11 protein-coding genes are annotated in these 11,694 nt (G+C 59.9%); 3 read left to right on the forward strand and 8 right to left on the reverse strand.

Going from position 1 to position 11,694, the window contains the following annotated elements; all coding sequences use genetic code 11:
• Positions 1-15 precede the first annotated feature (15 nt).
• Positions 16-792: an SDR family oxidoreductase gene (locus ACPYOP_RS23740; RefSeq protein WP_481412729.1), complete on the reverse strand. Its 777-nt coding sequence runs from the start codon at positions 790-792 to the stop codon at positions 16-18.
• 73 nt (positions 793-865) lie between these two features.
• On the reverse strand, positions 866-1,729 hold the full coding sequence (locus ACPYOP_RS23745) for a MurR/RpiR family transcriptional regulator (RefSeq protein ID WP_481412730.1): 864 nt from the start codon (positions 1,727-1,729) through the stop codon (positions 866-868).
• A gap of 274 nt (positions 1,730-2,003) precedes the next feature.
• Between ACPYOP_RS23745 and ACPYOP_RS23750 the strand changes: the two genes are divergently transcribed.
• From ACPYOP_RS23750 to ACPYOP_RS23760, 3 genes are read left to right on the forward strand one after another with little or no spacing between them, the layout of a single operon-like run.
• Entirely contained in the window at positions 2,004-2,489 is a 486-nt protein-coding gene (locus ACPYOP_RS23750; RefSeq protein WP_481412731.1) for a hypothetical protein, read from the forward strand.
• Positions 2,490-2,500: 11 nt separating this feature from the next.
• Positions 2,501-3,976 (forward strand): M81 family metallopeptidase, encoded by a 1,476-nt coding sequence (locus ACPYOP_RS23755; RefSeq protein WP_481412732.1) that lies wholly within the window; start codon positions 2,501-2,503, stop codon positions 3,974-3,976.
• 1 nt (position 3,977) lies between these two features.
• On the forward strand, positions 3,978-5,093 hold the full coding sequence (locus tag ACPYOP_RS23760; protein WP_481412733.1) for a D-TA family PLP-dependent enzyme: 1,116 nt from the start codon (positions 3,978-3,980) through the stop codon (positions 5,091-5,093).
• Between the two features lie 194 nt (positions 5,094-5,287).
• On the opposite strand, the gene ACPYOP_RS23765 is transcribed toward ACPYOP_RS23760, so the two are convergent.
• The 6 genes from ACPYOP_RS23765 to ACPYOP_RS23790 form a co-directional block, all read right to left on the reverse strand.
• Complete coding sequence (locus ACPYOP_RS23765) at positions 5,288-6,421, reverse strand: ABC transporter ATP-binding protein (RefSeq protein ID WP_481412734.1); 1,134 nt, start codon at positions 6,419-6,421, stop codon at positions 5,288-5,290.
• Positions 6,422-6,606: 185 nt separating this feature from the next.
• On the reverse strand, positions 6,607-7,836 hold the full coding sequence (locus tag ACPYOP_RS23770; RefSeq protein WP_481412735.1) for an ABC transporter substrate-binding protein: 1,230 nt from the start codon (positions 7,834-7,836) through the stop codon (positions 6,607-6,609).
• Between the two features lie 36 nt (positions 7,837-7,872).
• On the reverse strand, positions 7,873-8,730 hold the full coding sequence (locus ACPYOP_RS23775; RefSeq protein ID WP_481412736.1) for a carbohydrate ABC transporter permease: 858 nt from the start codon (positions 8,728-8,730) through the stop codon (positions 7,873-7,875).
• Complete coding sequence (locus ACPYOP_RS23780) at positions 8,727-9,611, reverse strand: carbohydrate ABC transporter permease (RefSeq protein WP_481412737.1); 885 nt, start codon at positions 9,609-9,611, stop codon at positions 8,727-8,729. Before ACPYOP_RS23780 ends, ACPYOP_RS23775 begins: the two co-directional genes overlap by 4 nt.
• Before the next feature lie 13 nt (positions 9,612-9,624).
• Entirely contained in the window at positions 9,625-10,785 is a 1,161-nt protein-coding gene (locus tag ACPYOP_RS23785) for a Gfo/Idh/MocA family protein (protein WP_481412738.1), read from the reverse strand.
• A gap of 196 nt (positions 10,786-10,981) precedes the next feature.
• On the reverse strand, positions 10,982-11,314 hold the full coding sequence (locus ACPYOP_RS23790) for a hypothetical protein (protein ID WP_481412739.1): 333 nt from the start codon (positions 11,312-11,314) through the stop codon (positions 10,982-10,984).
• Between the last annotated feature and the right edge of the window lie 380 nt (positions 11,315-11,694).

The following is an 11,694-nucleotide window of genomic DNA, read 5'->3' on the forward strand; positions in this document are numbered from 1 at the left end:
TTTTGGCAACGAACGTCAGTAGTGTTCGGACTGAGAGAAGGTGTGGGCGAGTTCCGCCTGGCCCGCCGTCAGGCCGCAATCGACGGGCAGGCAGACGCCTGTGATCGCCGAGGCGAGCGGGCTTGCGAGGAAGGAGACGGCATTGGCGACGTCGACGGGATCGACGACGCGCTGCAGCGCATACCAGCGCTTGGCTTCTTCGAAGACATTCGGATTGGCTGCAGCGCGAACTTCCCAGGCCTGCGTGCGCACGGTGCCGGGCGCGACCGCATTCGAGCGGATGCCGAACTTGCCGTATTCGACCGCGACCAGCCGAGTGAAATGCACAAGCCCGGCCTTGGCGGCGCTGTAGGCTGGATGGCCGAAGACGGCCAAGCCGTTGACGGAGGCGATATTGACCACCGACCCCTTCGACGCCTTCAACATATCCTCGACGGCGCGGAAGCACAGGAACGCCGCCTCCAGATTGAGGGCGTTGTCGGCGCGCCATATGGCCGGCGTCGTATCGTGAAGGCTGACGGCGCGGGCGGCACCGGCATTGTTGACGAGCGTCTTCAGCCCGCCCAGTCCCGATGCGGCCTTGGCCATGACGGCAACATCGCTGTCGCTGGTGATATCAGCCTTGAACGGCACGAAACGCTTCGCCGGTCCGAGCGCCTGCGCCGCCGTCCGCACCGCCGCCTCGTCTATATCGACAAGCAGGATGACATCATGGTCATCCGCCAGCCGCTTTGCGATGGCACGGCCGATATCGCCGGCCGCCCCTGTGACGATGGCAACGGATTTGCTCATATGGCTTCTCCTAATTAGTTCCCGAGCGGTGATGCCGTTCTTTATTATTGTTTTGTCGGTAGCTTCAGACGCTCTAGTCCCCGAGAAGCTGGCGATCGTCGCCATCGCGATGGGTCACGAGCTGTTGCTTGATACGGCGCAATATCACGGTCGCCTGTGGCTGGATGCGATGGGCGACCAGGCTGGCGAGAATGTCGACCACGGCGAGATAGGCGATGCGCGTCGAGGTCGGCCGATAGATATTGTCGCCTTCCGGCAGGTCGACAGGCAGCGTGATGTCGGCGGCATGCGCCACCGGGCTTCCGCTCTGCGTGAGCGCGATGGTCGGCACCTTGGCTTCGCGCGCCAGCATGAAGGCGCGCACCAATTCGGCATTGCGGCCGGAGAAGGATGAACCGATCAGCACATCCGTCGGCTTGGCGGCGGCCGCCATCATCAGCTGCATGCTGTGATCGGAACTTGACGTAATCCGCAGGCCGAACCGGAACAGCCTATTCTGCAGCTCGCTGGCGATCATTGAGGAATTGCCGCCGGAGCCGAAGGCATAGATCATCTCGGCGCCGGCAAGCCGGTTTGCCGCCTGCTCGATAGCGTCGACATCCAGGCCGCGATGCAGAAGGAAAAGTGCATTCTGCGCCTTGGTGATAATGTCCTGGGCAACGTCGGCCGGCGCGATGCTCTTTGGCTCGGGCTTCAGATAGCGGAGGCCGACATAGGCGGTGCGCGCCAGCTGCACCTTGAAATCGGAAAAGCTTTCGCAGCCGAGGCGACGACAGAAACGCGTCACCGTGGGCGGCGAGACGTCCGCCTTGCCCGCGAGCTCGATGATAGAAGCATTAACGGCAAATTCGAAATCGTTGAGGACGATATCGGCGATGCGGATTTCCGATTGCGAAAGCCGGCCCCTCTCGTCCTGCATGGTCGTGAAGATATCCATCAGCCCCCCTTTGTCGCCGTTTTACAAACGTCTGACACGTAGTAAGCGACGCAATCCATCTCAATCTCACCATTCCCGCCTTTGCCTGTGGACAGGCTTGTGGGCAGGCGCGCATTGCCATTCGTCCCCATCCGGCGGAAACCTTGACGTGTGATGGCCGCCATGCGGTTCCTGCAAATTATTTTCTTGATGCGTTGACAAGTGACCATAGAAAGCGGATTTTGACCAGCGAAAATCGAAAATTATGAAAAGAATTTAAATGACGGCGGTTACAATGCGTGATCCTTTCAAGAATCCTTTCCCTGCCGGCGACGTCGCGCGGCATTCGATCTGGGAAATGCTCGTTTCGCGCGATATCGACGCTTTTCTTGCCGCCGATTGGTCTATGGTATCGGGTGATTTCGTCGAAGAGGGCTTCATTGGCATCGACGGCCGGCGCGAGATCAGCCCCGACAAGTGGCGCCTCGGTTTCCCGACGCTATCAGCCTATCGCGACGAGTGGCTGCGCCAGGCGCGCGACTTTGCCACGCAATCCTTCGCCGAAGATCCGCGTACGGCCATTTTCACCACGACGACGCTCGAAGATATCGAGATCGAGGGCGACATGGCTCTCGTGCGCAAGAAGTTCGACGGCAGCCTGAAGAAATCGGATGGCGGCATCGACGTGATGAAATGGCAGACGCTTTATTATTGCCGCCTGCATGAGGGGCGCTGGAAGATCAGCGGCTTCACCGGTTACCTGCCGAACCCCATGGAATAGAGGCGACGGCGTTGCGCATTTTCACCGCGACCCTCGCGACCGAGACGAATACCTTCTCTCCCATCTGCGTCGACCGACGCGCTTTCGAAGCGTCTCTCTATGCGCCGCCCGGCATGCATCCGGAAACGCCGACGCTGTGTTCGGCGCCGATCACCGTGGGACGGCGCATTGCCGCGCAAAAGGGCTGGGACGTGATCGAGGGCACCGCCGCCTGGGCCGATCCCGCCGGGCTGGTAAACCGCCGGACCTATGAGGAGCTGCGGGACGAAATCCTCGACCAGCTGCGGGCGGCCATGCCTGTCGATGCCGTCATTCTTGGGCTGCACGGTGCCATGGTCGCGGATGGTTACGAGGATACGGAAGGCGATTTCCTATCACGCGTCCGCGAGATCGTCGGGCCTGATATCCTCATCTGCGCGGAGCTCGATCCGCACAGCCATCTGACCGAAAAACGCCTCGCGGCCGCGGATTTCCTCGTCTATTTCAAGGAATTCCCGCATACGGATTTCGTCGATCGCGCCGAGGATCTCTGGCGCATCGCCGTCGATACGCTGGAAGGCCGTGTCAAGCCGGTCATGTCGGTGTTCGACTGCCGCATGATCGATGTCTTTCCGACATCGCGCGAGCCGATGCGCTCCTTCGTCGACAAGATCATGGCGATGGAAAAGAGCGATGGCGATATCCTGTCGATCTCGGTCATTCACGGCTTCATGGCCGGCGACGTGCCTGATATGGGCACGAAGCTGCTCGTCGTCACCGATAATAAGCCGGATAAAGGATCTGCGATCGCGCGCGACCTCGGGCTGGAGCTCTTCTCCAAGCGCGGCACCTTCATCATGCCGCAGATCGATGAGAAGCAGGCGGTGAGCGAGGCCATGGCCGCGACTTCAGGCCCGGTCGTCATCGCCGATCTCTGGGACAATCCCGGCGGCGGCACGGCGGGGGATGCCACGGTCGTTCTGCGGGAACTGCTCGATCGCGGCGCCACCGACACGGCGATCGGCACGATCTGGGATCCCATGGCCGTGCAGATCTGCATGGCGGCTGGCGAAGGTGCTGAAATCCCGCTGCGCTTCGGCGCGAAATCGGCGCCGGGCACGGGCAATCCCATCGACGGCCGCGTCAAGATCGTCCGCCTCGTCACCAATGCCGAGATGCGCTTCGGCGAGAGCTTCGCCCCCTTCGGCGATGCCGCGCATATCCAGCTCGATGGTATCGACATCATCCTGAATTCGACGCGAGCTCAAAGCTTCGATCCGAGCCTGTTCTCCATCATGGGCATCGATCCCACAGCCAAGAAGATCCTGGTCATCAAGTCGACCAATCATTTCTATGCGTCCTTCTCCAAGATCGCTTCGCAGATCCTTTACTGCTCGGCGGGGACGCCATATCCCAACAATCCGGCGCGCACGCCCTATCGCCGCGCGCGAAAGGACATCTGGCCGATGGTGGCGGATCCCTTTGCAGACGAACGGAAAGGTGCCTGACATGGCCCATCACATCGCTCATGACATCGCCTCGGAAATTAGCCCCAAGCCCGGCGACCGGATCGAAGCGCTCTCGACACCGCGCCCGATCATCGATGAGGACCGGCTGGCGGGCAACATCGCCCGCGTGCAATCCTACATGGATGCGCACGGCCTGAATTTCCGCCCGCATATCAAGACGCACAAGATCCCCGCGCTGGCGCAGGCGCAGGTCGCCGCCGGCGCCAAGGGAATCAACTGCCAGAAGATCACCGAGGCGGAAGCCTTCGCCGATGCGGGCTTCGAAGATATCCTCATCACTTTCAACATTCTCGGCCCGGAAAAGCTCGCACGTCTTGCCGCTCTGAATGAGCGCATCGGCGGGTTGAAGGTCGTTGCCGACAGCACGGTTACAGTCGATGGTCTTTCCGAGTGGTTCGCGAGCCGCAAGCCGCTCACCGTGCTAGTGGAATGCGACACCGGCGGCGCGCGCTGCGGCGTGCAATCGCCTGCGGAGGCTGCCGCTCTTGGCAAGCATATCGCCGGCAAGCCTGGCCTCGCCTTCGCCGGCCTGATGACCTACCCGAAACCGGACAATGCCGCCGCGACACAGGAATTCCTGTCGGAAGCCGTGAAGCTTCTGAAGGCCGACGGCGTCGAATGCCCGATCGTCAGCAATGGCGGCACGCCGAGCCTCTTCGAGGCACATCTCGTGACCGCGGCCACGGAACATCGAGCCGGCACCTACATCTATAATGACCGCTCCATGGTGCGGGCCGGCCATTGCCGGGAAGAGGATTGCGCGATGCATATCCTCGCCACCGTCGTCTCGCGTCCGACCGAAGACCGGGCCGTCATCGATGCCGGTTCGAAGGCGCTCACCTCCGACCTTCTCGGCTTTGCCGATTTTGGCCAGGTGGTCGGCTATCCCGACGCGGTCATCAAGGGGCTTTCGGAGGAGCATGGCGTCATCGACCTGTCGAAGTGCGGCGGGCCGCGCCCGCAGATCGGCGACAAGATCCGCATCATCCCGAACCATACCTGCGTCGTCTCCAACCTCTTCGATCAGATGGTGTTTCATCGCGACGGTGTGGTCACGCGTGTCGAGGATGTGGCGGCTCGCGGGCTGGTCTGGTAACCGTATAGCCACCCGCCCTCGTGGTTGCTTCCGGGGCCACCCTCGTCCTTCGACGGGCTCAGGATGAGGGTGGAGTGAGCTATGAGGGCGGAGCGAGCTATAAGCTGGACGGAGATGATCAGTCCTCATAGTGAGGAGGCCCGAAAGGCCGCCTCGAACCACGAGGGCGGGTGGTTGCTTTCGGGGCCGCTCCCTTAGGAAGCGGCCGAGTTCAGCAATTCCATGTCGATTTCGGTCAATTCCACCCGCCGTTCGAAGGCCTGGCCGCTCTCGTCGAAAAGATGGCAGTCGCCGACACTGATACCGGTCTTGAGCGGCACGTCCATGCGGATGGCGGCGCTGCCCGGCAAGGTCGCGCAGAAATTCTCGTCGATGCCTTCCGCTGCGGCATAGGCGACGGTCTGCGCGCCAAGACGCTCGACAACGTTCGGAACGATGGTCAAGGTCAGGTCGCCGCCGGCAAGCTGGACATGTTCGGGCCGGATGCCGAGCGTCAGCGCCTTGCCGGCGATGCCCCGGCGCGGCGCGACGGGCAACAGGGCCTTCTGGCCCTTGTAATCCACCTCCACGCCCGCGTCGCTGACATTGGCGCAGGTGACGGGCAGGAAGTTCATCTTCGGATTGCCGATGAAGCGGGCGACGAATGTGTTGGCCGGCTTGTGATAAAGCTGCAGCGGCGCGCCGACCTGCGATATTTCGCCGGCATTCAGGACGACGATGCGATCGGCCATGGTCATGGCTTCGACCTGGTCGTGCGTCACATAGATCATGGTCGCCTGCAGCTGCCGGTGCAGCTTCGCCAGCTCGATGCGCATGTCGGCGCGCAGCGCGGCGTCGAGGTTCGACAGCGGCTCGTCGAAGAGGAAGATCTTCGGCTCGCGCACGATGGCGCGACCGATGGCAACGCGCTGGCGCTGGCCGCCGGACAGCTGGCCCGGCTTCTCCTGCAAGCGCTGATCGAGATGGAGGATGCGGGCGGCATGCTCGACCTTGGCCCTGAGCTTGTCTTCCGGCATCTTCTCGACCCGCAAGGGGAAGGCGATGTTCTCGAATACCGACATGTGCGGGTAGAGCGCGTAGGACTGGAAGACCATGGCGATGCCGCGCTTGACCGGCGGCAGATCGTTGACGCGGGCACCATCGATCATGATGTCGCCGCTGGTCACATCATCGAGGCCGGCAATCATGCGCAGCAAGGTCGACTTGCCGCAGCCGGACGGACCGACGAAGACGATGAATTCACCATCCGTCACGTCGAGTTCGACGCCCTTGATGACCTCGAAATGACCATAAGATTTTTTGACCTGATGAAGGTGCAGCTTTCCCAAACTCTGTCTCCGCGCGACGCCGCTACTTGGCGGGCAGGGCTAGAGCGGTTCAGCTTTCATGGAATCGCTGAACCGCTCTAGCCCTTTGTTGTCTCGCAATTCCGGACGGAAAACCGCTGCGCACTTTTCCTGGAATTGCTCTGGAAAGGCCGCGCGCAATGCACGCGGCCGGTGGCTTGCAGATTTTACTTATACTGCTCGAGATCGGCAGCTGCCTTTTTCAAGGCATCCGCCGGCTGGGCCTTGCCTGTCACGACCGACTGGACCATCTCGATCATGACGTTCTGGAAGCCCTTATAGTCCTTGAAGAGCGGCTCCGGACCACCATAGGCGATGCCGTCGATGAACGGCTTCCAGGACGCGTCCTTCTTGACGAACTCGTCAACCAGCGGCGACGGACGCAGCGGCGTCAGGCCGGCGCCGCCCTGCAGTTCGTATTCCGCCTGCGGGCCTGGAGACGTGATGAACTTGGCGAACTCGGCTGCCTTGTCCTCGACGCCAGAACCCTTGAAAACGGCAAGGCTGTCGGTGATGAGCAACGTGCCCGGACCCTTGGCCGACGGGCCGAGCGGCAACGGCGCGACGCCCCAGTTGATCTTCGTTTCCTTCAAGCGATAGGCGGCGCCGGAACCGGCCTGGAGCATGCCGACCTTGCCATCGAGGAAAATGGCGCGCATCTCGTTCTGTTCGTAAGCCGTGGGGCCTTCGACGGAATAAGGCGTAATGTCCTTATAGGCCTGGAGGGCGGCTAGCACTTCCGGGCTGTCGAGGGTGATCTTGTCGCCGTCGATGACCTTGCCGTTGTCGGTGTAAACCCAATGCAAGAACTGGTGCATGGTGTTGTCGAAGGTCTTGGCCGAGAGGCCGTAGCCCGGGATGCCGGTCTTTTCCTTGATCGCCTTGGCGTCGGCGATTTCCTCGGCCCAGGTGGTCGGCGGCTTTTCCGGATCAAGACCGGCCTTCTTGAACAGGTCCTTGTTCCAGTAGAGAGCCTTGGTCGAGAAGGCCACCGGTGTGCCCCATTGCTGCCCATCGATAGTGACGGTATCGACGATGCCCGGATAATAGGTCTTCTTTTCGTCATCCGTCATCGGGATCGGAACGATCATATCGTTGTCAGCGAACTGCTTGAGCGTCCGCGAACCGACATAGGCCATGGCGACCGGCGTACCGGCAGCGGCAAGCGTCGTTGCCTTGTCCTGGCACAATTCCCAGCCGACGAGTTCTGGCTTGACCGCCCAGCCCGGATTCTTGTCTTCCCATTGCTTGATGTACTTCACATGGATCGGATCGATGCTGTCACCGCAATAAATCCAGCTGATTTCCTTGTCGGCGGCCTGGGCATTCACGGCGCCAAGCGCGGTGGAGCCGAGCAAAGCAAAGGCGAGAAGCCCCGTCTTGAAATGGAATGTCACGTTTAAGCTCCCGTTTTCTCTGGTGGTTGATTGATTTTATTGCTTCACCGCGCCGGCGGTCAGACCGCTGACGAGATACCGTTGCAGGAAGAAGATCACGACCAGAGCCGGCGCGATGCCGACGAAACTTGCGGCCATGAGCTCGTTCCAGACGACCTCCTGCCGGCCGAAATAGGCAAAGAGGCCTACCGGCAGCGGCATGTATTCCGTTTTAGAATTGAAGGTGAGCGCATAGATGAACTGCTGCGCATAGGCCTCGATGAAGGAGGAAATCGCCACCACGGTGATGCCGGGCATGGCGATCGGCAGGATGACGCGGCGCAGCGTATAGAACTGGCTTGCACCGTCCACATAGGCGGCCTCGTCAAGCTCGCGCGGAATGCGCCTGATATAGGTGTGCAGCAGCCAGATTCCGGTGGGGATGATGAAGGCGACGCCCGGCACGATCATGGCGAAATAGGTGTTCAGCACGCCGAAGGAACGCATGAGCCGGAACAGCGGGATAAGCAGCACGGCGCCGGAAAACATCTTGACGGCGAGAAAGGCGCCGAGCAGCAGGCCGGCGCCCTTGAATTCGAAACGCGCAAAGGCATAGGCCGCCGGCACCACGAGGATCAGCACGATGATGGTAATCGTGCCGGAAATCAGGAACGAGTTGAAAATGTACCAGCCGAAGCCCGGCACGCTGGTCCACATCGTCCGGTAGGCCGCGAACGAACCATTTTCCGGGATGAAATGGTAGGGCGACGAGAACAACTGGCTGAGCGGCTTCAGCGACACCAGGAACCCTTCGACGAAGGGTGCCAGCACGAAACTCAGGAACAGAAGGATTCCGGCATAGATGCCGATGATCTCGTACCATTTGTAGCGATTGATCATGGCGGGCTGGCTCATCGCTTGGCTCCTGCGGAAAAGCGGCTGGTCAGGCGGAAATAGGCAAGGCAGAAGAGCGACAGGAAGACGCAGATCAACACCGCGCGGGCAGCACCCTCGCCATATTTGTAGGAGCCAATCGCGGTGCGATAGGTGTCGATGATCATCGTCGTCGTCTCGCCGTTCGGGCCGCCGCGGGTCAGGATCCAGATGATGTCGAAGGAATTGAACGTCGAGATCAACGAAAGCATCGACATGGTGACCAGCGAAGGCACCAGCAGCGGCAGGGTGATGCGGCGAAAGCGATAGAAACGGCCGGCACCGTCGGTCCAGGCGGCTTCATAGAGATCGTGCGGGACCGCCTGCATCGCCGCCAGCATATAAAGAGTGACCATCGGCACGCCGATCCAGACGTCGGTGACAATCGTCGCCCAGAAGGCCGAACTGCCATAGGCAAGGAACGCGACCGGGCTGTCGACGATGCCGAAGCGCTGCAGCAGGCCCGAAATCATGCCGAACTGGCCGTTATACATCCAGCCCCACATGAAGATGCCGATTGCCATCGGCACGATCCAGGGCGGCATGGTCAGCACGCGGAAAAGCGCGCGGCCCGGGACGGCGGAGTTCAGCAGCGCCGCTCCCAAGGTGCCGATGATCATCTTGATCGACACGGAGAAGAACGTCCAGATGAAGGTGCGGACGATGACCGACGCGAATGTTTCGTTGAAGATCTTGCCGTAGTTCTCGAAACCGACCCAATTCGTCACCTTCTTCAACGACGCATCGGTGAAGGACAGGATTACAGTGTCGACCAGTGGATAGGCGACGATGACGGTGACGTAGAGGAGAGCCGGAAGAAGCAGGATCCAGGCGAAGATGATTGTGCTGCGTTGAACACCCATCTTGCGCCCCTCCTCAGGCGGCTCTTGAATAGAGCGCTTCGTCGAACTCGTCCCAGATCGGTCGGAGATCCACGACGGCCCTCTTCATGCGCGCCTCGTCCATCGAGAGCGCCAGAATGCCCGCTTCCAGCGCATTCAGCGTCGAGACCGGCAGATGCTGCCCCGATTTGACATGCGAGATGATATCGGCCGCCATCTGTTCGTCGGCGCCATAGTGCTGCGAAAGCGTCGTGCGCGTCGCATAGGTCTTCTCGATCACCTTCTTGCCCGTGAGCATCTCATGGACGTTGAAATAACCGCGAATGAAATCGCCTTCTGCCATGCCGCGCGAGCCCATGATGGCAAAACGGCGGAACTGATCCGGCACGTTCAGGTTGGTGTGAAAGTTCATGCCGACGCCATTGGCGTATTCGACGATCGCCACCTGGTAGTCGATGATATCGCCGTCGCTGTCGAAGACCTTGTCCGACCCCATCCAGCCGCTCGGCTTGCGATGGAAAAGCTCAAGATCGTTGATGCCTTCCCTTGCGGGATCGTTTTCCGGGACGAAGCTCTTGCGCCCGCCGAAGCTTGCGACCCTCTCCGGTCGCGCACCGACCACGCCATTATAAAGATCGAGGTCGTGGCAGCATTTCTCCAGCATGAAACTGCCGGAATAATGCTCGTAGCGGCGCCAGTCGCGCATGAAAAAGGCGCCGTGATAGGGCTCGATGTGCTCGGCCGCCTCGATGGAAACGACATGGCCGAGCTTTCCTTCGGCCTGCGCGACCAGCAGATCGCGGTACATCGGCGAATAGCGCAGCACGAGGCCGACCATCAGCCGCTCGTGACCGAATTTCGCCATCAGGCGGGCAAGCTCGATACTGTCCTTGATTGTCGTGACGATCGGCTTTTCGCAGAAAATCTTGAGGCCGGCCTCGAGCCCGATGCGGATATGATCGAGATGCATGTGGTTGGGCGAACCGATCATCAGCAGATCGATGTTCTCGTTGGCAATCAGCTCCTGAGGCGTCGCATAGGCCTTTCCGGCTGATATGCCCTGCTCGAGCAAACCGGGCAGGCCTGCGGGTTCCGGATCGACATATCCGGCAATCTCGAAGCTTTCGTCGATCGCCTTGAATACATAACCCAGATATCCCAGGCGGAATCCCAGCCCAATGATTCCCACTCGCATGCTTTTATGTTCCCATTACGTAATTTATTTTCGTAAGCTTGGGACAAATTTTCGCATTCGTCAACGACGTTCGCGCATTTACTCAAAAACATGAAATTTATTTTCAGATTATCGCCTAAAAATGCGCAACCCCTAGGGATGAGGCTGCGCGCGATTTGACTGGATTGCTGCTTATTTCAGCAGAGCCGGACGCCTGTTATCTGTCTGGGCCGTTATATTGCCAGTATTGATAATTCGGTTTTCTGGTGCTGCTGGAAATCATACCATCCTGCTCGCAGACATAACCGAGACGCGGAAGGCTGCGATAAAACAGGCCCTCCCGGAAATCATCCGCGTACAAGGTGGTCGTGCTGCATTGAAATTTCTCGTCAGCCGCCATTTTTGGCGCAGTTACGCCCGGCAGGTTCTTGTAAGGATAGACGGGAGCGACATATGGCTTGGGGAGAAGCGGGTTCTCGGCGAAGACTGCAGTCGGCATGAGACCCGCCAGAAACAACGCAACGACGGCGATTTTCGATTTGGTCAACATGACTTGCGACGATCCTTTACCCATGCAAATACGACACTTCGGTGCCCCGTGGTCTGAATATAAGGAGGCTCCTGTTGCGCGCCAACAGGCGTCTCGCCGAAATCGCGTTCAAATGATCGTTCAGGGATCGACGGAAATTCGTTCACGCTACGTTACACCAAATAAAATGCTTTTATCCACGAATACAACATGGGCGTGCAGTGCCCATTTGCGACAAGTCATAAGCATGGTATATAGAAGTAGAAATGCCTTCCTAGTTGCTGTCGCCACGATTTCTGTTTGCAGGAGTAACAGTCATTCTCGAACAGATTAATCGTATCCCCCGCCTTGTCGACTCTGACATCGCTGACGAAGCCGCTCAGCAGCTTCGCATCTATGTC

This window comes from Rhizobium sp. KNZ2-6A (genome assembly GCF_056755475.1).